Raw genomic sequence first — 21,489 nt, 5'->3', positions numbered from 1 at the left:
GTAGTTGATTTAGTCATCGCTATCATTCAGCCACGCCTGGCGCTTGCGATACAGTGTTGACGGAGCGACTTCCAGCAAGCCCGCTGCGCGATTGATATTGCCATCACAGGCGGTCACCGCCGCTTCAATTGCGCGTTTCTCGACCATCCAAAGGGGTTCAATTGCGCGGCGCCGGGCCAGCTCTCCCTGTCCTGAATCGGAGCCGGAGGCCTTCTCAAGCGTAGTGCCAGTTTCCTTCTGCTCAGGGCTTCCGATCAAGCCCTGATGCATATCCAGAGCCAGCATATCTATTTCAATCTGTTCGCCCTGGTTGAGTACCACGGCCTGTTGTACCACGTTCTGCATTTGGCGTACGTTGCCAGGCCAAACGTAGCGGAGCATCTGTTCTTCCGCTTCCGAAGAAAAGCGGGTGAAGTCTTTCTCTGCCCAGTTTGTGTACACGTCCAGAAAATGGCGGGCGATCATGAGGATGTCGCGATCCCGTTCGCGAAGGGGTGGAAGTCGGACGGGGACCACGTGCAGCCGGTAGAACAGGTCCTCGCGAAACCGGCCCTCGCGGACTTCCGCCAGCGGATCGCGATTAGTGGCACACAGGAAACGAACGTTAACGGTCTCAAGGGTGTTGCTACCGACCTTTCTGAAAGTGCCGGTCTGGATAAATCGCAGTAGCGTTTTCTGCAGCTCGAGATCCATTTCGCAAATTTCGTCTAGGAACAGAGTCCCGCCATCAGCAACGCTTGCAGCACCCTCGCGCGCTGCGCTGGCGCCGGTGAAGGCTCCCTTGACGTGGCCGAATAGCTCGCTTTCCATAAGTTCGCCGGGAATGGCTCCGCAATTAATCGCGACAAACTCCTTCCCCGCACGTTTGCTGTGCGCATGAATGGCCTCTGCGGCAAGCTCCTTGCCGGTACCGCTTTCGCCAACGATGAATCCTGTGGCATCACTGGGAGCGAGGGAGTCGATAGTCTGGTAGACCGTTTGCATGGCGTTAGAGGCGCCAATGAAACTTGCATAGCCCTTGCGCTGCTTGCTCGACAGCTCCTCAATCTTTTTTCCAAGCTCAAGTTGAGCGGCGGCGTTACCCAGGGTCACCTTCAGTCTTGCTGCGTCAAAAGGTTTGGTGAGGAAGTCTGACGCGCCCATACGTATCGCATCTACGGCCATGTCTGAGGTGCCGTGGGCTGTCATAACAATCACCTTGGGGGGCTGCGCCAGGGCCATGGCGTGGTGAAGAAAGTCGATACCGTTTCCATCCGGTAGTTCAACGTCCAGGAGGATCAGGTTCGGGGCAAAGGCGTCAAGGGTCGCGTGAGCTACCCCCAGTGACCCTACGGTGGTTATTTGGTACGCCTCTTCTGCAAGGTAGCCATTATAGATTGCAGCTAAAGATTGGCTGTCCTCAACAATCATTAGCTTTAAAGCGTCTGTCATAGCGTTAGTTCGACGGATCTTCGATTCGGTCCGTACATTATCTCTCTATTGGTTTTTATTGGGTGCGCGGTATGAGTAGATTGTGACGCGGTGCCAGAATATCGGTAGAAAAAAGAGCCTGGGTGCAGGCGCCGAGGGCTTCAGATTTTGTGGCTCTGGATCTTTGCATCCATGCGGCTCCCCTGGCTGATGAGCCCCAGCAGTTCGTTGTCGCTAATCACCGTAGCGGTGTAGTCGATTTCTGACATGCGCAGCATCTGCCTGATGCTGTCACTCACACCGCTCAAATATAGGGTCGAGTACGCCCCACCTGTGTATGTGAGGAGGGGGATGAGCTCCGCGATTCCGGAGCTTTCCAGCAGGTTTACCCTTCGAAAGTCGATGATGCAGTGTCGGTCACGGATGCTGTGAAGCATGCATTCGACGAACCCAAGGTCACAAAGAGATGCGCGGTTAACCCTTCCGCCGAGCAGCGTAAGGGTCGCATTCTCCAATGCGTAGGATTGACAGTTAAGAATGGTGTGGGGAGCGGGCTGTCCGGCAAGGCTGTCAATGGAGCCGCGGCTGTATTGCTCAAGGAGGTCCATGAGTCGCGCGATAGTAAGTTGTCGGCGGAGCTGCGGCCTTATCCCCAGGAGCTGGATGTGGTTTTTTTCGCTACTTAGGAGACTGGCAAGATTGAAGAGTTCCTGTTGCGCGTTCAGCTCTATGTGTCTGACGTTGGAGAAATCCAGGATACTGAGCTTGCCATCATCCACATCGGCTGCCAGATCATCATTGATCCGGCGAAGGTATTGAACACCCAGCCTGCGAGGGATCGCCAGAAGAGCTATGGACTGGTGTCTGGAGGACCAAAGTAGTTGCCAGGGAAGTGCAGTGAGACCGGGGCATTTAGCTTTCCTTAGCAGGAGAGCCTCTTTCGCGCGTTGCAATATCATTGGAGAGGCCAGAACAAGGAGCTCCAAGAGGCATTTGCCGTAACGCTTTCCCAGGCGTACCGGGTCCTGCAGAGTCCGGTATGCCCACTCGAGGTTCATTTTTTGCCAGGCTATAGGGGCTCTTTTTACAGCGCCGGTAACAAATTCAAATGTTCCCCCAACACCGATCGACACCGGCGTCCTGAGGTCCTTGCGATTACGATTGAACCAAAGCTCCTGCTTGGGGTTGCCTAAGCCAACCAATAATATGTCAGCTTTTGACTCATGAATTTTAGCTAGCAGCACCTGGTCCTCCAGAGCCGACTCAGCGAGCCCGCTTCCGGTGGTTGTCACCTTAGGTGCGGCGCTACCGGCAATGCAAAGCCCGGGATAGAGTGCTTCCAGCACCCTGCCAGCTTCCTCAGCAACGCCTGCAGCACCCCCGAGAAGAAAAACGGACAAGCCCTCCTGAGCAGCGCGTTCAGCGACTGCGGGTACTATATCCGAGCCGCAAACACGCTCTTTGATAGGTCGTCCCAGCAAGCGGCTCAGCCACACGATGGGAAATCCGTCGGCAGTGATCAGGTCAGAGTTTCGTAACGTTTCCAGTAGTTCGGGATGCCTCGGGCGTGACAGGCTGGTACCCAGGCTATTGACGAGAAAGTGCGTGTTTAGAGTAGACACCAGACGCCCCGGCCCGCTCTTTACCTTTGCCATGGCGATGATGCGCTCCACAGCTTCTTCGAGGGTAAGGTTGTCCACTGGAATTCCCAGGGAATTGAAGCAGTTACGATCGGGTTGGTAGGCAAGAGTGCTCATAGCATCTCCTCAAGAGAATTCCTCAGTAACAGGCAGGTTGTTGGAGAACGTACATAGCTGAGTGAGTCACGTCTGGGTGCGTGCTCCCTTTGGCCGCGCCAGAGTGGGATGCCGGGGTTCGCACAAGCCTGATTACTGTCGTTGGTCCTGGCGGAACACACGTGCACTGTGCCCGGATTTTGGGAGCGCCAATCTATGGTCCCGACCGGAATTAATCCGCGGCAGCATCTCTGTCACGCCATGGCGGCGGGACTCTGTAGTGAGTCTGATTCGGGGGCGAACCGGTTTGTTGTTGTTCTGGGGACAAAAAAACGGGACATGCTGTCATCGCAATAAAAATGTCCGCTGTTTTCGATGCCAATGATGGCCTCAATATACGCAGCATAAAGGGCGTATTCAGACATTTTCGGTGAGCGCATAATACATTGGTGCCAGGGGTAGCCGGCGCGCTCCTCGACATGCCGCTGCAGTCCCTCAAGGTGGCCGCGCCTCCAGGAAATCAGGGGGCCAGTGAAATCGTGGTTAGGATTATGTTGTCCTGAGCCGACCAGCTTGGACGCATTGTGGTGGCTTTTTGAGCGATGCATGCTTCGCCTTGCGCCAACGATTCGGTTCAAGCGAAGAAAACCATCTTTGGCGACGTCTTCCCGCGAAAAAGGCCGCATGAACTCCACCTTTGAGTCAGCGAAAACAATGACTTCGGCACAGGTGGCGAAATTAGCGGATAGTTTCGTGAGTTGCTGCATCATCGAACCGCGGACGGGGTGCGAACGATCATTCAACCACCAGCGGTTGCTGCGAGGGAGCTGTCTGAAGTACCCGGGAACCACGTCCTCAACGGCAATAACACTGCGCCGCCCATTGGAGAGTTGCCTGAACAACGCAACGTCACGGGCGGGCACCACCAGCCAGTGCGTGATATCGCCGCTGACCCAACGATCTACTGAGCGGCAAAGAATTCGACAGCTATCAAAGTCAGGCTCATACGTGCAGGTCACCATGCCGATGTCTCGAAAGTCGCGCTGTGCGTCATGCATAGGTTAGTCGTCTCCACTAGCAGTTAGTACAATGAGAAAAATTTGCAGGAAACGCGCCAAGACATGGTCTCTATAAAAATAATAATGAAAACAATACATTGGCAGTAATTCTGACGGGCTTCAGCGGCATCGCGCGCAGCAGTTTTTCTGGTTTGCGTTGCAAAATGCAAGTCTGTTTGCGCATGGGCGTTTCACCCTGGGGATGTTGCGCGGCGTGAACCTCTGATTAGTGGGGGCAGAACAGACGCTTATGGGTTCGATCGCACTTGGCACAGTGATCGCATACCCAAATCAGTACAGTAAGTGGCAACGTCTAATCATTTTGTAATGGCAGTAGTATCAACAGGCTTGGGGCTCGCCGGGAATGCCCGCTTCCTTGACCCGGCGCGGAGCCACACCGGTTGGATTCGGGATGCCCATGGCGGCGCGTATCCCATTATCAAACGAAGCACCGATCTCATCGTCAGTTCCCTGGCGCTGCTTATGCTCTCTCCGCTGCTAATCGCCACTGCGATTGCCGTGAAATCTGAATCGTCAGGACCGGTGCTGTTCTCCCAGACGCGCATTGGTCGCCGGGGACGCCCTTTCCAGTGCTGGAAGTTCCGTTCCATGTACATTGATGCCGAGGCGCGAAAAGCCGAGTTGCAGGCTCAAAACGAGATGGATGGGGGAACGACCTTCAAAATGCAGCGTGATCCCCGTATTACCCGCGTTGGCCGGTTTATCCGAAAGGCATCCATCGACGAACTTCCCCAGCTTTGGAATGTGTTGGTGGGTGAGATGACCCTGGTGGGACCGCGGCCTCCGGTCCCGGCTGAGGTGGCGCAGTACACCGCCGCGGATCGGTTACGTTTGTCTGTGAAGCCGGGGATAACCTGTATCTGGCAGGTCAGTGGTCGTAGTGACATACCTTTTGATGAGCAGGTTCAACTGGATATCCGCTACATCCGCGAGCGTTCCCTGTGGCTGGATATACGTTTGTTACTCGCCACCGTGCCGGCGGTGTTGTTTGCCCGCGGCGCTTATTGAGCCGCGAACCTTCTCTACTGCTAGACTGGCATTGATATCAGCCTTTCGGAGCTCCAAGCGTGGAGGGAACGACCGCCCGCTGCCGCAATTGCGATACCCCGCTGGATGGCCCCTACTGTCACCACTGTGGTCAGCGAGAAGGTCGCGGCGACCTGCATTTTCAAGAGGCGGTCACGGATATCCTCGGTGATGTCTTCACCCTGGATTCGCGGATCTGGCGTACACTGTTTTCCCTGATATTTCGTCCGGGGTTTTTGAGCGCAGAATTCAATGCCGGGCGGCGTATGCGCTACATGCCGCCTTTTCGGCTGTACATCATCGTTTCGTTCATTTTGTTCCTGACCCTTTCTTTCATGACGAACTTTGTTCTGGACTTCGGCGCTACTTCCGATGATCCCGACGGGGTGTCGGTAACTTTTGGTCTGGAAGACAATGTAACCGCCGAGGAGCTGGAGTCCGCATTAGCAGACGCAGTGCCCGAGACCGTAGACGAAGTGTTGCAGGAAAAGTTGGCGGAAAAGCAGGCAGCTGGCGACGAAGAGGCCGTACAGGCTCTGAAGCAGATCGAGCAGTCAATGGATGAAGGCGAGGTCGCCGATGGCTTCACGGTGAATTTTCTGACCGACGGCCCTCCATGGCTGGAGGAGATCGAGACGCGCATAGAAGCCAATGCGGCGCAGGTAAGTGACGATCCCGCGGACTACATCAGCCAGCTTTTGGAATACCTCCCTCAAGTGATGTTTATCATGCTGCCCCTGTTCGCATTGTTGTTAAAGGTTGCTTATCTGTTCTCGCCTTTTCACTACCTGCAGCATCTGGTCTTTGCGCTGCACTACCACACCTTCGTTTATCTTCTATACCTGCTCTCCACTCTTATCGGGCAGGCGGGGTTTCACGTCGACGGTTCATTTGCCATGTTCCTGATCATCTATCTGCCGTTGGCGTTGCGCCGAACTTACGACAGCAGCTGGTCCGGTGCCGGAGGGAAGTCACTGTTTTTGGTGCTCAGTTATGGGACTGCGCTGTTCCTGGGAATGGCGATCACCGCCGTTGCTGTGTTGGCCGCTATGTAGCAGCTGAGTAGCGTTTTTCGATATGGCGCGACAGAATGCGGGCCTTTTCCCGCTTTACCAAGGGGTCGTCCTTCAGGGCCCATAGCCGGTCCCGGGCGCTCCGATAAGTTTCGCTCACATCAACGATGGGCGGGCAGTAGGGCTTACTGTCCAGACCGTAAATCATCTGCTCCATGGGACTCAGATCCCAGGGGCGGTGAATCATGGGCGTTGGCACCTCGGCCAATTCGGGCACCCACTGGCGAATGAACTCACCGTCGGGGTCATGGTCTTCCGATTGCTTGACGGGATTGTAGATGCGGATGGTGTTGATGCCCGTTACGCCGGCTTGCATCTGCAGCTGCGCAAAGTGGATGCCCGGCTCAAAATCGAGAAATAGCGAAGCGAGGTGCGCAGCGCCAGCCCGCCAGTCCTGCCACAGATGGTGGGTGAGAAAACTCACCAACATCGCCCGGGAGCGAAAATTGATATAGCCCGTGGCGGCAAGACAACGCATGCTCGCATCAATTAGCGGGTATCCGGTGTTCCCCTCTGCCCACGCCTGCACCAGCGCGTTATCGTGGCGGCGAGGATGCTGAAGATAACCGCGGTTGATGTCTTCGTGCTCCATGCGGCATTCCATCTCGAACTTCTGAATAAAGTGGCAGTGCCAGTGGAGTCGCGATTCAAAGGCCTGCAACGCGCGGCTGGACCCCCGCTCTTTTTGCGCGGCGCGAAGGGCCTGATAGACCTGTCGGATACTGAGATTTCCCCAGGCCAGAAAGGTTGATAAACGGGAGCAACTGCTGCGACTCGCCAGCGGTTTTGAGATGTTGCGCGCATAGCCCGGGACCCGTCGCCCCAGAAAATCCTCAAGGGTCTCCCAGGCTTTGCTCTCACCGCCGGCTTGGAACTGGCTATCCGGGGTTCGCCAGCTTTTGGGCAGATCGCGAAGATGAAAGGCGGCGAGACGATCCTCGCAGGCAAAGATGCCCCGAATCAGGAGCGGGTCCACCTTGTAACAGGGCGCGGACATTTGCGCCGTCCACTTGCGGTTCCAGCCTTTGCGATTTTTGCGCCCCCGCTGCACGCCGTTACTGGGAAACTCCGTCCAGGGGATGTTTCGCTGTTTAAACAGCGTGACAAGGTCACGATCCCGGGCATAGGTTTTTTCCAGGCCGGTCTCTTCGTAGGAGTACACGCTATGCACCTGCCCCTCGTCCGCCAGCACTCGAAAAATCTCCCTGGGATCGCCGTGAAGAACTCGCAGTGACTTGGGCTGTGCCACCAGACGACTGTGCATATCGCACAGCGACTCCCAGACGAATCGCCAGTGGCGCTCATCATAGTGGGGATCATTGAGCAGCTCCGGCTCAAAGCAGTACAGCAGCACCACGGGCAGTCCGCTTCCCACGGCTGCCTCCAGTGGCGCGTGATCCTGCAGGCGCAGGTCCCGCTTGAGCCAGACCACGGCGTTCACGCGAGACGCAGCTCTTCGCTTTTCCCGTTGGACCCGGGCGCCGGCGCGTCGGCGTGCTGGGGGTCTACAGCAAAGGGATTGTTAATGAGTTCGCCGCTGATGCCATCGAGAAGCTCGCCGGCGGCCAGGCGCAAAGAGCGAACGACAATGCGGTAGCTGTCGCGGTCGAAAATCAGCTCGCTGTCGCGTTTGGCGGCCTGGCGGGCGCGATCCCGGCGCTCATAGGTGCCGAGATAGGACCAGTGGTTGATGAGATGAAACTGCCGCTTTGGCTGGAGTGGCGATGATCCCCCGGTGTATTTGCTGTCCTTGTCCCGCTCCTCCCGAAGCAGCACCGGTCCGGCGAAGGGCCAGGCGGCAATGCGCTGTTTTTCCAGCGCGAGAAGTAAACGGCGGTTGTGCTCATCGGCACTCTCCTTGCCGACACAGGCACCGTGACAGCGACCCACCTGGTGCCCAAAACAGGGGCCCCGAGCCCGCTCGGCGCCGAGCATGCGCAGACAGAGACCGTGTTCCCGGGCAAGGCTGCGAAGGGAGTCGTCAATGTGCTTGCGGTTTCGAAACAGTCCGAACACCGATTCTATGCGTTCGCCGGCGGGGGAAAAATCGCTGGGAATAACCTGAAGAAACCCCTCCACATCCTCCTGCAGACGCTGGGTCCAGAGCTTCCGGCTGCGCCGTTGTCGGCGGTTGTACAGGGGCGTCTCTGCCTTAATGGCCGCATTCTCAATGAGCAGCGCTCCCACCTCGCCGGCAGTGAGTTGGCAGTCTATGCGGTGTACCGCCGACATCATTCTCTGTTGGCGCCCGGGTTCCTTCGCGTCGGCAAAGTGACTGTTGAGGCGTGTCCCGATATCAATGCTTTTGCCGATGTACAGCAAAGTGTCCTCGTCGCTGTAAAACCGGTAAACGCCCGGACAGCGTGGCGCCGCGTGCAGGACCTCGCCGTTGCAGCTAAAACAGGTTTGTTGTCGGTCAATGAGCATGGGTTCTTCTTCACTTGTACTTGGGAAAGTCTGTCCTTGGTTACGCTGTCCACAGGTTAATGGTGACGCAAAAGGCGCAGACATAAGTCAGGCAGGGGGCCAGCGTCCATCTTTTGTCGGTATCCTCGCAGATCGGACGATAGATTTTGACGTTTTGTTGCCCATTTTCCCTGCGAATGGCGGCACACTGTCGCCCCGAAGGACAGGTCATGAACGGGTAGTGAGTACGCCATGAAAGCCACGCTGAAAGAACTCAAGTCACGCACCATTGATCGCATCGTGGTGGAGTCCGTGGACCTCAGCCTGTATATCGCCCACGCGGACACGCCCGAAGGTCGCTTTTTGATCATCGATAGCGATGGTAAACCCCTGAAAACGCGTAACCTGCTGGATATGAAGTCCGCGCTGTCGAATTTTCGCGGTATTGATATGGTGCTTGTGCAAAGGAGCCCCTACGACGAGATGGTGGGACACTCCTTTGCGTCGGCGGATAACGCCATGGAGATTTCCCTGGCGCCGGGTTTTGAGGCTCTGCCCATCTGGGAGCACTGATTTCTCAGTTCCAAGCCCTCAGTCCTCAGCGACGCGCGTGGTGTGGCTGCCTCTAGGGGTACTGACGCAGGGTCAGGGTGTTGCCCCGCTGGGTAAACTCGATGTGTTTCAGAAAACTCATACCTAACAACACTTCGCGCATCTGCAGCCCCGGGGTTATGGACGCTTCTACATTCTCAAGCCGGATATCACCTACGCCCACTTCCTGCAGTCGGGTGAGATAGCTGCGCGCATTACCGTTGGCCGTGTTGGTCATGATTGCCCGTCCTCTGGGCAGTGACAGTCGCTCGGCGAGCGCTGCCGGTATCGCAACACCGGTAGCGCCGGTATCGAGGAGAAAGACCACCGCTTCACCGTTGATAGTGCCGGCGCTGACGTAATGACCCATGCGATTTCTCTTGAGCTGTACCTCACGCACGCCCTCCGCGGTTACCGCGGTATCGACACTCCGGTTGGGGTTGCGCTGACGCTCCAGCACATCGCCGAAATACAGCATGAGCAGCGCCATGACAGCCAGCCAGGCAAAAACCTGCATGGTACGGCCCATGCGCCGGCGTTCCTGTTGGGGTTCATCCACTGACGATGCTTGCCTCTGAGGGGGTTTAGCTTGTTACGTTGTCTATCGAACATAGACCAGTTTCCGGCAGCATAGTTGCGCCACCGTGATTCTTCTACGGCTGGTATGATCAGCAGCAGGAAGCTAGACATAACGCATAATAAAAACTTTCCGCGTCAGTCGTGGATAAAAGGGCCCCTTTATGACAAGCCAGCCCTGGCAGAACCTCAAAGCAAGCCAGCAAGTCATTGCGGTGCTTGATGTCGCGCACAGTCTTGAGCAGAGCGAGCTGGAGGCGTTTCTTCACAATTCCATCAGCAAGCATGCAATCAGCGCCGAGGTGCACGAGTGTGTGCTGCCCATGGTGCGCGATCGTGAGAATCCGGCGACTCAGAATCTGCGGCCCCTACTGGACATGCCCGGCGACACCATGGTGCTGCCGCTGCGCGTGGTGTGGCGGACTTCGCTGCAGGAAAAGAACACCAGGCCCCGGCCCAGAGATTTGCTCTTCGGTAACCCTCGGCGTCCCGGTCCCTTTCGTGCCCGCCGTATTTTGCGACAGCACCCGGAGCGCGTGGTGTGCATCGCTGGGGAGCCGGCGACCATCGACCAACTGCGGCATCGTCTCGAGGAGCTTCAGGGGGGCGAGGTCAGTACTGATGAGCTGGCGTCCTTCGTAGCGGGACAGGCGGGGCTGGCGCTGGATGTTGCCGAGCGTCGCCTCCAGGGAAGTCGCTACAAGGTGCCCCTGCGCGTTGCGGATACGCTGCTGGCCAGCGCTAAATTCCGCGGAGCTCTGGAGCTGGTGTCCGCTGAAACCGGCCGCAGCATGGAAGACCTGCTGGAAGAATCCGCGGAGATCATGAAGGAGCTGATCTCGAAGCCTCAGCCCTTCTGGCTTGATGTCATGGCGCAGCTCAATCACTGGGTCATGCGTCTGGGCTATGACGCCGATGTGGTTATCGACAAGGAAGGTCTGGAACGCGTTCGCCAGTGGTCCCGGGAATATCCCACGGCGCTGCTGTGGACCCACAAAACCCACGTGGATGGCTTCGCCGTCAACGCCATGTGCGCTGATAATGACTTTCCCGCACCGCATATTCTGGGCGGCGTGAACATGGCCTTCGCCGGTCTCGGTTTCGTGGCCCGACGCGCCGGCGCCATCTTTATTCGGCGTAGCTTTCAGGACGATCTGCTCTACAAGGCAGTGTTGCGCCAGTACATCGGGTATCTGATGGAAAAGCGGTTTCCCCTGTCCTGGGCTTTTGAGGGAACCCGATCCCGCGTGGGCAAGCTTATGCCGCCGCGCTACGGTCTGCTGAAATACGTCATGGATTCCGCCCATGCCACCGGCGCGGAAAACCTCCACATCATTCCCATCTCCATCAGCTACGACATGATCGGCGATGTGAAGGACTACGCGGCCCTGGAGTCCGGCGCCACCAAGCGACCGGAGAGCCTCAGCTGGTTCATCGGCTACCTCCGCGGCCTCCGTCAGCCCATGGGCAAGATTTATTTTGATTTTGGCGAGCCAGTGGTACTGCCCAAGGCGCCATCGCCCGAAGACCCCCGGGAGCTGCAGCGCGTGGCCTTTGCCGTCGGCGTGGCGGTGAACAAGGTCTCGCCTATCACCCTGCCTTCACTGATCTCCATGGTGCTTCTTGGTTCCGCCCCGCGGGCACTCACCGCGGACGAGCTGCGCTCCGAGGTTATCGGTCTCACCGATTGGGCCCGTAAACGGCACATCACGCTCACGCGGGATCTGGATGAGCAGGACCCTGCGCAGGTGTCGGATCTTACGGACAAGATGATTGCCAGCGGTTTGCTCACCCGCTACGACGATGGCCCCGAGCAGGTCTACACCATCGCCGCAGAGCGGCATGTGGTGGCCAGCTATTACCGCAATATGGTGATTCATTACTTCCTGAATAAATCCATCATTGAGCTCACGCTGGTCAATATGGCGCAGCAGGAACAAACCGGCGGCGAGGCATTCTGGGAAGAGGCGGAGCGTCTTCGCGATTACTTCAAGTTTGAATTTTTCTATGCACCGAAGGAAGAATTCCGCCGCGACGTGAATGGGGAATTGTCGCGCTATCAGCCTGCCTGGGAAGCGGCACTGGATGAGCCCGGTGCAGCGCTGGCAATCTTCACACGATTGCAGCCCCGCATGGCCCATGCGGTGCTGCTGCCCTTCGTGGAGGCTTATCGCGTAGTGGCCGACGTGTTGGCGCGGCAAACCCTCGGAGACACCCTTACAGAAAAAGACTGTGTGCAGAAATCGTTGGCCTACGGCCGCCAGGCCTATCTTCAGCGCCGTATCAGCTCCGAGGCGTCCATCGGGCGACTACTCTTCAGTAATGCCTTTCGGCTCATGGATAACCTGGAACTGGTGGAAGCTGAGGACGACCGCGGAGGTGAGGAGCTGGCTGAACGTCGTTTGCAGTTAGCCCAGAGCTTCCGGGAGTTGCAGCGACGGGTAGAGCGGGTGCGTGCGGCGGCATTGCCCTGATTTTTGGCCCATGTGCGCTGCCTGACTTTTAACGACAAAACCAGGGTCTTGATACATGCATCAGCTTAATCCCCAGGATGCTCAATTTCTCTATGCCGAGACCGAGCACAACCTTACCCATGTCACCAGCGTAGCGATCTATGACCCCTCGACCGTGCCTGGCGGAAAGACGGTACGTTTTACCGACATCATTGCTCATGTGCGCGAGCGCCTGGCGTACAACCCGGTCTTCTTTCGTCGCCTTATGCGTCTTCCCCTGGAGATAGACTATCCCTACTGGGTCGAAGATGAGTACTTTGATCTTGAGTATCACATGCAGCACGGGCGTTTGCCGGAACCCGGAGACTGGCGGCAGTTTTGTATTCACATGGCGCGCTATCACAGCCGGCCTCTGGATATGAACCGTCCGCCCTGGGAGATTTTTGTGGTGGAGGGGCTTGATCACGTCGATGGTTTGCCCCGGGGCTGTTACGCCATTGCCACCAAGATTCATCATGCAGCGGTGGATGGTTCTTCACTCATGAAGTTTTTTGCCAGTATGGCCGACGGTGACAATCAGGGCACCCCCCTGGTGCCCCTGGAAACTGTGGAGGTGGGTTCAGGAGAAATCCCCGCCATGCCGGCGCTTATTTCCCGAGCCTTCAAGAACAATCTCCGTTCGCCCCTGCGCATTGCAGAAACGGTGATGCGGGCGGCGCCAGGTCTGGTGCAGGCGGCTCAGGACTCGATAGCAAAACGGGATGACGGTGAGAAACATCCGGTACCCCCCACGCGCTTTAACGTGGATCTCTCGCCGCACAAGATGTTTGATGCCCGCATAGTGCCCCTGGAGGACCTAAAGCGTATCCGTCAATTGACGCCAGGCGTCACCATCAACGATGTGGTGCTGGCAATTTGTGCCGGTGGACTGCGTCGCTACCTGGCCCATCACGGTGAGTTGCCGGAGGACTCTGTCGTGGCCTGGGTGCCGATCAATGCCCGCCCGCGAGGTGCCGACGGCAAGGACCTGCCCGGCAACAATATCTCGGCAATGACCACCCCGATTTTTACCGATGAGGAAGACCCCCTCAAGCGTCTCCAGCGGATTCATAAATCCACGCAGACAAGTAAAGAAGCGCGATCCGGTATTTCTGCGCGTCTCATGACGGATGTCACGCGTCATGTGCCGGCGGCAACCCAGGTTCTGGCCAGCCGGCTGCTGTTGCGTAGCGGCGCGGCGGCGCGCATGTGCAATCTATTTATCTCCAACGTGCCCGGGCCGCAGATTCCCATGTATATGAACGGTGCGCGCATGGTACGCAGCGTGGGCATGGCGCCCCTTGCCGATGGCATGGGTTTGTTTATCGGCACTCCCAGCTATGACGGACAGATGAGTTTCAACGTGATTTCCACACGGGAGCTCCTGCCTGATATCGAATTCTTTATGGATTGCCTCGAGGCCTCGGTAACAGAACTGCTGGCTTTGCTGCCCGCCGATAAAAAATCGGCACGAAAACCGCGGGCTAAAACCGCCCACCGGAAGCAGCCTGCGACCAGAAAAAAGACCCGTTCCTCATAGGAGAAAGGCTATGACCGCAAAGCGATGGAAGTTTCCAGCGATGAACAAAAGTCTGTGGGTTGGTCTGCTCGCCCTCTGCCTGTCTGGGGTTGTCAGTGCCCAGAACCTCTTTCTCACTCTGGCGAATCAGCCGCCGACCAGTGGGATCGTCACAACCCGGGATAACAGTAATCTCACCTTAACGGTCATGTCCGGCAGTCGCGTCAGCTTTGCCCGGGCCAGCGGCCGGGACTACCAGCTTCAGGCCAGCGGCGGATTTTTCTGGACTCAGGTGCAGGAACAACCGCGGGGGACCAAGGTGTATGGTACCCAGAGCGTCGCGGCGGAGTCCCTGTTTTTACTGGTGGAACCTCGCTGAGTTTTTCTTCGGGCTAACGCCCCTCCAGAGCCTCGGCGCTGCGCTCCAGGCGCAGGCTTACCGCCTCTAAACGCTCCGCGATTAGCGTTGCGTCGCTGCCTTTTTGATCCGTCTCCCGCAGCCCTTCCCACAAGGGATCCAGAAGGGTGTCCACGTAGTCAGCGAGGCCTTCGGTGCCGCGGTGGTACATATGCGTGCGCAGGCCATATTCCAGGGTGCCAAAGAACAGATCACGAAGGGGACGTATTTGCAGATTGTCGCGCAGGTCGCCGCGCTCCATACCTTCGCGGACAGCGCGGTCGAGGTGCCCTACATAGTCGCGATTGAGGCTGCGCAGCGGTGATTGTTCGCTCTGTCCCAGAAACTCCAGATCCACACCGACGTAAACCTGGAGGAGACGCATCATCAGGGCACTGTCTGCCGCCAGGGATGAAACATGGTGCAGGGCGAGGGCGCGCAGACGCCCCCGGGTATCCATCACGGTATCCAGTACCTCCGCCGCCTTTGGGTTGAGCACCTCGTTGTAGAAGCGGTCCAGAATGCCCAGCATCAGCTCATTCTTGCTGCCGAAGTAGTGAAATACCGTACCTTCAGACACACCGGCCGCCGAGGCGATCTTGCGTGTGGACGTGGCGTGAAACCCCGCGGTGGCAAAGAGCCTGGTAGCTGCATCAAGGATGACGCGCTCCCGCTCCTCAAGGCGTTCCCGGGATCGTTTTCGGGCAGTATCAGTCATGGTTTTTCCAGCGGTTTCTCACAGACCGCATTATAAGCCGTGAAATGAAATATTGAGCAACACTTGATAATTGTTGAGTGTTGCATAATTATTCTTCTCTGGTCTCGCAGGGGTAGACAATAACGATGACAGTTAAAGCACAGATACGCATCGGTGGTGCCTCGGGCTACTGGGGTGATGCCGCCCCGGCGACCCCGCAGCTGCTCGCGACGGGAGACCTCGACTACATTGTTTACGATTACCTAGCTGAGGTCACCATGTCCATCATGGCCCGCGCCCGCGCCGCCGATGCCAGTAAAGGCTACGCCACGGACTTTGTGACCGCCGCCATGGGACCAAACCTTCGCGCCATAGCTGAGCAGGGCGTAAAGGTCCTCGCCAATGCCGGCGGCGTTAACCCCCGGGCCTGCGCCGAGGCCCTGAGAGGACTCATTGCCGAGCAGGGATTGAATCTTCGGGTCGCGGTGGTGCTGGGTGATGATCTTGCAGACCGTGCGGATGAGTTCAGCGATGCGAAAGAAATGTTCTCCGGCGAGAATTTCCCTGACCCGTCGCGTATTGCCAGCATTAATGCCTATCTGGGCGCTTTCCCTATTGCCGCGGCACTGGATGCCGGTGCCGATATCGTCGTCACCGGTCGCTGCGTCGACAGTGCGGTGACCCTTGGGGCAGCGATTCATGCCTTCGGCTGGCAGCCCAGCGACTATGACAAGCTGGCACAGGGCAGCCTTGCCGGACATATTCTCGAGTGCGGTACCCAGGCGACGGGGGGCAACTTTACCGATTGGGAGTCCATCGTCGACTCTCTGGGTTCTGCCGGTTATCCCATTGCATCGCTGTCTGCCGATGGCAGCTTTACCGTGGGCAAGGCTGCCCATACCGGCGGTTTGGTCAGCGTGGGTACCGTGGGAGAGCAGATGCTTTACGAGATCGGCGACCCCGGTGCCTATGTGCTCCCCGATGTGATCTGCGACTTCACCCGGGTGGAGCTGTCCCAGCTGGGCCCCGATCTTGTGGGCGTAAGCGGCGCCCGGGGCCATGGGGCGCCCCCGGAGTACAAGGTGAGTGCGACCTGGACCGATGGTTTTCGGGCCGGGCAGATCTGGACCATGATTGGCCGGGACGCGCCCAAGAAGGCACAGCACCTGGCCCAGAGTGTTTTTGCCCGCACCGAGCAGATGCTCGCGCAGGCCGGCCTCGAACCGCTGCAGGAAACCAGTGTCGAGGTACTGGGGGTGGAATCCCACTTCGGCGCGGCGGTGCGTTATTTCCGAAGCCGTGAGGTGGACGTCAAGCTGGCGGTAAAACACGCCAGTCCCAAAGGGGTGGGTATTTTTCTTAAGGAAATGGTGGGTCTCGCCCTCACAGCCCCTCCCGGCCTTGCCAGCTTTGCCGGGGCCAGGCCCAAGCCCACGCCGGTGGTGCGTCTGTTTTCCCTGCTGATTCCCAAGGATCAAGTGGAGATTACTGTGGAGCTGGAGGGTGAGGCGCTACCCCAGCCCGCTTTAGAAGCGGGAACCCCGAAAGATCTGCCCGCGCCCATCGCGCCCCCGCAGGCCGAGGAGGCGCCGGAAGACCGCGTTGCGGTACCGCTGGAACTGCTGGCCTTTGGGCGCAGTGGTGACAAGGGCGATAAAGCCAATATCGGCGTCATAGCGCGACATCCGGACTACCTGCCGTGGATTGCCGCCGCGCTGACTCCGGAAAAACTCGCAAGCTACTTTGCGCACTTCCTGAAGCCCGGCCAGTCCGAGCCGGTGGAGCGTTTTTATCTTCCCGGTACCCACGCCTTAAACTTTCTGCTCCATGAGGTACTGGGAGGCGGAGGGGTTGCCAGCCTGCGCGCCGATCCTCAGGGCAAAGCCTATGCCCAGCTATTGCTGACGGAGCGCATCGAGCTACCCCGAAGCCTGGCGGAACTGCATCAACTACCCATTAGCGAATAACGCCGAGAGAGTAATTCCATGGCCTATCAGTCACAGCCTTTTCGCTCATCCATCAGCACCGCGGCGGATAGCTTTGCGCGCAACGAAGAGGACCACCTTGCGCTCATCGAAAAGATGAACAGCATTTTGGAACGCTCCCGTACCCTGTCTGATGCGGCGCGGCCCCGCTTTGAAAAACGCGGTCAGCTTCTGCCCCGGGAGCGCTTAAGCCGGCTTTTGGATCCCGGTTCGCCTTTTCTGGAAATCGGCAATATGGCGGGTTATCTCCTGGATGATACAAATCCGGAAACCTCTGTACCCGGTGCCACACAGATCGCCGGCATCGGCTACGTATCCGGCACGCGGTGCATGATTCAGGTGGACGACTCAGGCATCAATGCCGGCTCCATGACACGCACCTCCACCCGTAAGGGTTGTCGGGTTATGGATATTGCCATTGAGCAGAAGCTGCCCTTTGTGCATCTTGTGGAAAGCGCCGGGGCAAACCTTCTCGAGTACGAAGTGGAAATGTGGATGGCCGGTGGCGGGATCTTCGCCCGCCTGGCGCGGCTCTCCGCTGCGGGGCTTCCTGTCATCACCGTGCTCCATGGTGCGTCGGCCGCCGGCGGTGCCTACATGCCCGGCCTCAGCGACTATGTTGTCGGGGTGAAGGATAACGGCAAGGCCTATCTTGCCGGTCCCGCTTTGCTCAAGGCCGCCACCGGCGAAGTGGCGGATGATGCACAGCTTGGCGGCGCGGCAATGCATTCTCAGGTCACGGGGCTGGTGGAGTATCTGGCGGAGGATGACGCCCATGGGGTTCAGCTCTGCCGGGAAGTTCTGGCGCGCATCAACTGGAACAAACGCTGCCCTTCGCCACCGGCAAGTGACTTTGAGGAGCCCCTGTATCCACCGGAGGAGCTTCTCGGCGTTGTCCCCGTGGACTATCGCCAGCCCTACGACGCTCGGGAGGTCATTGCACGCTTGGTGGATGGCTCGAGCTTTCTTGAATTCAAACCGGCTTACGGTATTACGCTGCTGTGTATGCAGGCCAGTATCCATGGCATGCCGGTGGGGATCTTGTGCAATAACGGACCCATCGATCCTGACGGCGCCACCAAGGCGGCTCAGTTTATTCAGCTCTGCGATCAGTCTGATACGCCGCTCCTGTTTGTGCAGAACATCACCGGTTACATGGTGGGCACGCAATATGAGCACGCGGGCATGATCAAACACGGTGCCAAAATGATTCAGGCGGTGACCAATGCGCGGGTGCCGCGTTTAACGCTGATGATTGGTGCCAGCTTTGGCGCAGGAAATTACGGCATGTGCGGCCAGGGCTACGATCCGGATTTTGTTTTTTCCTGGCCAAATATTCAGATCGGCGTTATGGGTGGCGAACAGGCGGCAAAGACCATGTCGGAAGTTTTTCGGGCGGGCGCTGCGCGCAAGGGCCGGGAAGTTGACGAGGCCATGCTCAGTGCCCAGGAAGAAAAAGTCATTGCGCACTATGACCGTCAGTCAGACGCTTTTTATACCTCCGGCCGCATGCTCGATGATGGCCTCATTGATCCCAGGGACAGTCGCCGGGTAATCGCCATGGCGCTGCAGACCTGCTGGGAAGGTCGCCACCGGATCGTCAGCCCCAATGCCTTTGGCGTGGCGCGGATGTGATATCCGCCTTACAACAATAAGGAATGCCCATGTTACCCGCTGTTGAAAACCTGATCCTCGAACCCCGGGGCGATACCCTTGTTATCTGGTTCAATCGCCCCGAAACCCGCAATGCTCTGTCCAGCGCTATGGCTGATGAGTTGGCCGCGGTGCTCGAGGCACTCCCCGGCGCGCCCTATCGCTTTGTTGTATTGCGTGGCAAGGGTGGCGCGTTCTGCTCCGGGGGTGATTTAAAGATGTTCCGGAACGTTTTCCAGGCGGGTATGCCCCGGGATGAGATTGTCGCGTTCAATGCGGACTTCGGTCGCATGATGGTCGCCATCCGCCAGTTGCCTCAGCTGTTTATTGTGGCTATCGAGGGCGCGGCCATGGCCGGAGGTCTGGGCATTGCCTGTCTCGCCGACGTGGTGGTCACCACTGCCGATGCCAAGTTCGCGCTCACGGAAGTCACTCTGGGGATTCCCCCTGCACAGATCACCCCGGTGGTGATCGCCCGCATCGGTGCATCCCAGGCGCGGAGGCTGCTCCTTACCGCTCAGCGCTTCGACGGCGTGGAGGCGCATCGCTTGGGCTTTGCGCATTTCGTGGAACCGGACCATGAAGCATTGGAGTCCCGCTTGCGCTCGGTGCTCAGTGATGCCCACCGGGGAGCACCGGGTGCCATTGCCCTGACCAAACAGATCATCTCTGCCACGGAGCAACTGGAAGGGCCCGAGCTGGTGCAGTTTGCGGCGGAACGATTTGCCGATGCCATGTTGGGTGACGAGGCGCGGGAAGGTATGCAGGCCTTTGCGGAAAAACGAAAGCCGGAGTGGGTGGCCACAAAAAACAGCGGGAGCGGCTCATGAGTCATCACTTCGATAGTGTTTTGGTAGCAAATCGCGGGGAGATCGCGGTTCGCGTCATTCGCAGCGCCCAGGCGGCAGGCTATCGCACCATTGCCGTGTACTCCGAGGCCGACGCAGATGCACCGCATGTGGCCCTTGCCGATGAGGCGGTGCTTATCGGTCCGTCATCGGCAAAAGAGTCCTATCTGGATCCCCAGCGGATTCTCGATGCCGCCGCTCGAAGCGGTGCCCAGGCTATTCATCCGGGCTACGGCTTCTTGTCGGAAAACGCGTCCTTTGCTGCGGCCTGTGTTGATGCCGGTCTGGTGTTTATCGGCCCCTCCGCAGAAGCCATCGAGCTCATGGGTAACAAGGCGGCCGCGAAGCGACGGATGCTGGATGCCCGGGTGCCCTGTATCCCGGGCTATCAATCACAAGACCAGTCGGATGATGCGCTTACCGCGGCTGCCGAGGACATGGGCATGCCCATCATGGTCAAGGCCGCGGCGGGCGGTGGTGGCCGGGGTATGCGTCTCGTGACTGCGATGGCAGATTTTCCCGCGGCCCTGGCATCCGCGCGCTCCGAAGCACAGAACGCCTTCGGCAGTGGCGAGCTAATTCTGGAAAAAGCTGTGACGCAACCTCGGCATGTCGAGGTGCAGGTGTTCGGCGATGCCCACGGCAACGTGATTCATCTGGGAGAGCGGGACTGCTCCGTGCAGCGGCGACATCAAAAGGTGGTAGAGGAGGCTCCCTGTCCGGTGATGAATCCGGAATTGCGCGCCGCCATGGGCGCAGCCGCCGTGGCCGCTGCAAAGAGTATCGATTATGTTGGTGCGGGCACCGTGGAGTTTCTTCTCGACAGTGATGAGCAGTTTTATTTTCTCGAAATGAACACCCGGCTGCAGGTGGAGCACCCCGTGACCGAACTGGTTACCGATCTGGATCTGGTGGATCTGCAGCTCCATGTGGCCCAGGGAGGGCGGCTCCCCTGTGCCCAGGAAGATGTGCATCTCAGCGGCCACGCCATGGAGGTGCGCCTCTACGCGGAAGACACCGTGAACGACTTCTTACCCGCCAGCGGCCAGGCGCTTGCCTGGGAGCCACCGGAGGGCGTCGGCATCCGGGTAGATCATGGTTTGTTCCCGGGGCAGATGGTGTCGCCGTTTTACGATCCCATGATCGCCAAGATCATTGCCTTTGGGGATGATCGAGATACTGCGCGTCGCCGCCTGCTCCGCGCCCTGAGGGAAACCGTGCTCTTTGGCATTACCAGCAATCGGGAGTTTCTTATTGAGGTGCTGGAGCGGGAAAGCTTTGCCCGGGGGGAGGCAACCACAGCCTTTATCGAGGAGGAGTTTCCCGAGGGTGTTCAGGCGAATACGCCTGACGAGGAGGGCCTCTGTCTCGCTGCGCTTCTTCACTACCTGCAGGCAGAGGAGGGCGGTCTGGAAGAGCGGGTTTTTGACGATGCCCTGCTCAATGGCACCACCGGTGTCCGCACCATGGCCAGCAGCTACGCCTACGCGGTGAACGATGAGTCTCAATTACTGAACGTGGTGTCCCTCGGAGACGATCGCTTTGCCGTTGTCTTGGGTGACGCGCGGCGGGAACTGCTGTTGATCGACAGCGATGAGGACGGGTGGCTGCGCGTGGCCATTGACGGTTTGCAGCGCGACGTCGCCTACTGTTTTGTGGATCAGAACACCGTTGCGCTGCAGTCCCGGGGTCGCATGTTTCTCCTTGCGAACGAACTTGCGCTTTCTGCGGGGGATCGGGATGCCGAGGGCTCCGGTGCAGTCCTGGCCCCCATGCACGGCAACCTTTTAACGCTGCGTGTTGCGGTGGGTGACACGGTGTCCAGGGGGGAGGAGCTGGCGGTAATGGAAGCCATGAAGATGGAACACCGCTTGCTGGCTCAGATCGACGGTGTGGTCACCGCTGTGCACGGCGTGGAGGGTGAGCAGATGGCTGCGGGCGCCGTGGTGCTCGATATCGAAGCTGCGGAAGGCTAAGGAAAGTTAAGGAAAGTTAAGGAAA

General features: G+C 58.4%; 17 protein-coding genes. 10 read left to right on the top strand and 7 right to left on the bottom strand.

Annotated features, from left to right (window positions below; translation table 11 throughout):
- Positions 1-9 precede the first annotated feature (9 nt).
- The 3 genes from ACTG3T_RS02995 to ACTG3T_RS02985 form a co-directional block, all read right to left on the bottom strand.
- Complete coding sequence (locus ACTG3T_RS02995; protein WP_439100786.1) at positions 10-1,431, bottom strand: sigma-54-dependent transcriptional regulator; 1,422 nt, start codon at positions 1,429-1,431, stop codon at positions 10-12.
- 140 nt (positions 1,432-1,571) lie between these two features.
- Positions 1,572-3,167, bottom strand: coding sequence for a WecB/TagA/CpsF family glycosyltransferase (locus tag ACTG3T_RS02990; RefSeq protein ID WP_439100785.1), 1,596 nt, complete (start codon positions 3,165-3,167; stop codon positions 1,572-1,574).
- Between the two features lie 233 nt (positions 3,168-3,400).
- A complete protein-coding gene (locus tag ACTG3T_RS02985) occupies positions 3,401-4,204 on the bottom strand; it encodes a DUF6492 family protein (RefSeq protein WP_439100784.1) in 804 nt (267 codons plus the stop codon).
- Positions 4,205-4,531: 327 nt separating this feature from the next.
- Here ACTG3T_RS02985 and ACTG3T_RS02980 point away from each other — a divergent pair, with 327 nt between their 5' ends.
- Positions 4,532-5,233: a sugar transferase gene (locus ACTG3T_RS02980; RefSeq protein WP_439100783.1), complete on the top strand. Its 702-nt coding sequence runs from the start codon at positions 4,532-4,534 to the stop codon at positions 5,231-5,233.
- Positions 5,234-5,292: 59 nt separating this feature from the next.
- A complete protein-coding gene (locus ACTG3T_RS02975) occupies positions 5,293-6,306 on the top strand; it encodes a DUF3667 domain-containing protein (protein ID WP_439100782.1) in 1,014 nt (337 codons plus the stop codon).
- On the opposite strand, the gene ACTG3T_RS02970 is transcribed toward ACTG3T_RS02975, so the two are convergent.
- Positions 6,299-7,765 (bottom strand): FAD-binding domain-containing protein, encoded by a 1,467-nt coding sequence (locus tag ACTG3T_RS02970; RefSeq protein WP_439100781.1) that lies wholly within the window; start codon positions 7,763-7,765, stop codon positions 6,299-6,301. The genes ACTG3T_RS02975 and ACTG3T_RS02970 overlap by 8 nt on opposite strands.
- A complete protein-coding gene (locus ACTG3T_RS02965) occupies positions 7,762-8,751 on the bottom strand; it encodes a GIY-YIG nuclease family protein (RefSeq protein ID WP_439100780.1) in 990 nt (329 codons plus the stop codon). The genes ACTG3T_RS02970 and ACTG3T_RS02965 overlap by 4 nt, the downstream gene beginning before the upstream one ends.
- A gap of 231 nt (positions 8,752-8,982) precedes the next feature.
- On the opposite strand from ACTG3T_RS02965, the gene ACTG3T_RS02960 reads away from it, so the two are divergent.
- Entirely contained in the window at positions 8,983-9,303 is a 321-nt protein-coding gene (locus ACTG3T_RS02960; protein WP_439100779.1) for a DUF6482 family protein, read from the top strand.
- 52 nt (positions 9,304-9,355) lie between these two features.
- Here the strand turns inward: ACTG3T_RS02960 and ACTG3T_RS02955 are convergent, their stop codons facing one another.
- On the bottom strand, positions 9,356-9,880 hold the full coding sequence (locus tag ACTG3T_RS02955; protein WP_439100778.1) for a retropepsin-like aspartic protease family protein: 525 nt from the start codon (positions 9,878-9,880) through the stop codon (positions 9,356-9,358).
- A 181-nt stretch (positions 9,881-10,061) separates the two neighbouring features.
- Here ACTG3T_RS02955 and ACTG3T_RS02950 point away from each other — a divergent pair, with 181 nt between their 5' ends.
- Genes ACTG3T_RS02950 through ACTG3T_RS02940 form a run of 3 tightly spaced genes read left to right on the top strand, consistent with a single transcriptional unit; the run spans position 10,062 to position 14,287 of the window.
- Positions 10,062-12,371 (top strand): glycerol-3-phosphate 1-O-acyltransferase, encoded by a 2,310-nt coding sequence (locus ACTG3T_RS02950; RefSeq protein ID WP_439100777.1) that lies wholly within the window; start codon positions 10,062-10,064, stop codon positions 12,369-12,371.
- Positions 12,372-12,426: 55 nt separating this feature from the next.
- Positions 12,427-13,929 carry a WS/DGAT/MGAT family O-acyltransferase gene (locus ACTG3T_RS02945; RefSeq protein WP_439100776.1) on the top strand — a complete coding sequence of 501 codons (1,503 nt, stop codon included), beginning with the start codon at positions 12,427-12,429 and terminating at the stop codon, positions 13,927-13,929.
- Between the two features lie 10 nt (positions 13,930-13,939).
- Positions 13,940-14,287: a hypothetical protein gene (locus ACTG3T_RS02940; protein WP_439100775.1), complete on the top strand. Its 348-nt coding sequence runs from the start codon at positions 13,940-13,942 to the stop codon at positions 14,285-14,287.
- 13 nt (positions 14,288-14,300) lie between these two features.
- On the opposite strand, the gene ACTG3T_RS02935 is transcribed toward ACTG3T_RS02940, so the two are convergent.
- A complete protein-coding gene (locus tag ACTG3T_RS02935) occupies positions 14,301-15,023 on the bottom strand; it encodes a TetR/AcrR family transcriptional regulator (protein ID WP_439100774.1) in 723 nt (240 codons plus the stop codon).
- 125 nt (positions 15,024-15,148) lie between these two features.
- Here ACTG3T_RS02935 and ACTG3T_RS02930 point away from each other — a divergent pair, with 125 nt between their 5' ends.
- The 4 genes from ACTG3T_RS02930 to ACTG3T_RS02915 are packed head-to-tail and all read left to right on the top strand — an operon-like array spanning position 15,149 to position 21,464.
- Positions 15,149-16,969 carry an acyclic terpene utilization AtuA family protein gene (locus ACTG3T_RS02930; protein ID WP_439100773.1) on the top strand — a complete coding sequence of 607 codons (1,821 nt, stop codon included), beginning with the start codon at positions 15,149-15,151 and terminating at the stop codon, positions 16,967-16,969.
- Positions 16,970-16,987: 18 nt separating this feature from the next.
- On the top strand, positions 16,988-18,622 hold the full coding sequence (locus ACTG3T_RS02925) for an acyl-CoA carboxylase subunit beta (RefSeq protein ID WP_439100772.1): 1,635 nt from the start codon (positions 16,988-16,990) through the stop codon (positions 18,620-18,622).
- A gap of 29 nt (positions 18,623-18,651) precedes the next feature.
- Positions 18,652-19,470, top strand: a complete 819-nt coding sequence (locus ACTG3T_RS02920) for an enoyl-CoA hydratase/isomerase family protein (protein ID WP_439100771.1) — start codon at positions 18,652-18,654, stop codon at positions 19,468-19,470.
- Positions 19,467-21,464 carry an acetyl/propionyl/methylcrotonyl-CoA carboxylase subunit alpha gene (locus tag ACTG3T_RS02915; protein WP_439100770.1) on the top strand — a complete coding sequence of 666 codons (1,998 nt, stop codon included), beginning with the start codon at positions 19,467-19,469 and terminating at the stop codon, positions 21,462-21,464. The genes ACTG3T_RS02920 and ACTG3T_RS02915 overlap by 4 nt, the downstream gene beginning before the upstream one ends.
- The last annotated feature ends 25 nt before the right edge of the window (positions 21,465-21,489 follow it).

The organism is Congregibacter sp. (assembly GCF_965660375.1).
Lineage (GTDB): Bacteria > Pseudomonadota > Gammaproteobacteria > Pseudomonadales > Halieaceae > Congregibacter.
The sequence above is the reverse complement of the archived record's forward strand: the minus strand, read 5'-3'. Positions and strand labels throughout refer to the sequence as shown.

Coding starts and splice junctions, on each gene's coding strand:
- ACTG3T_RS02995 (WP_439100786.1), bottom strand. CDS start 1,431: ATGACAGACGCTTTAAAGCTAATGATTGTTGAGGACAGCCAATCTTTA.
- ACTG3T_RS02990 (WP_439100785.1), bottom strand. CDS start 3,167: ATGAGCACTCTTGCCTACCAACCCGATCGTAACTGCTTCAATTCCCTG.
- ACTG3T_RS02985 (WP_439100784.1), bottom strand. CDS start 4,204: ATGCATGACGCACAGCGCGACTTTCGAGACATCGGCATGGTGACCTGC.
- ACTG3T_RS02980 (WP_439100783.1), top strand. CDS start 4,532: ATGGCAGTAGTATCAACAGGCTTGGGGCTCGCCGGGAATGCCCGCTTC.
- ACTG3T_RS02965 (WP_439100780.1), bottom strand. CDS start 8,751: ATGCTCATTGACCGACAACAAACCTGTTTTAGCTGCAACGGCGAGGTC.
- ACTG3T_RS02960 (WP_439100779.1), top strand. CDS start 8,983: ATGAAAGCCACGCTGAAAGAACTCAAGTCACGCACCATTGATCGCATC.
- ACTG3T_RS02950 (WP_439100777.1), top strand. CDS start 10,062: ATGACAAGCCAGCCCTGGCAGAACCTCAAAGCAAGCCAGCAAGTCATT.
- ACTG3T_RS02945 (WP_439100776.1), top strand. CDS start 12,427: ATGCATCAGCTTAATCCCCAGGATGCTCAATTTCTCTATGCCGAGACC.
- ACTG3T_RS02940 (WP_439100775.1), top strand. CDS start 13,940: ATGACCGCAAAGCGATGGAAGTTTCCAGCGATGAACAAAAGTCTGTGG.
- ACTG3T_RS02935 (WP_439100774.1), bottom strand. CDS start 15,023: ATGACTGATACTGCCCGAAAACGATCCCGGGAACGCCTTGAGGAGCGG.
- ACTG3T_RS02930 (WP_439100773.1), top strand. CDS start 15,149: ATGACAGTTAAAGCACAGATACGCATCGGTGGTGCCTCGGGCTACTGG.
- ACTG3T_RS02925 (WP_439100772.1), top strand. CDS start 16,988: ATGGCCTATCAGTCACAGCCTTTTCGCTCATCCATCAGCACCGCGGCG.
- ACTG3T_RS02920 (WP_439100771.1), top strand. CDS start 18,652: ATGTTACCCGCTGTTGAAAACCTGATCCTCGAACCCCGGGGCGATACC.
- ACTG3T_RS02915 (WP_439100770.1), top strand. CDS start 19,467: ATGAGTCATCACTTCGATAGTGTTTTGGTAGCAAATCGCGGGGAGATC.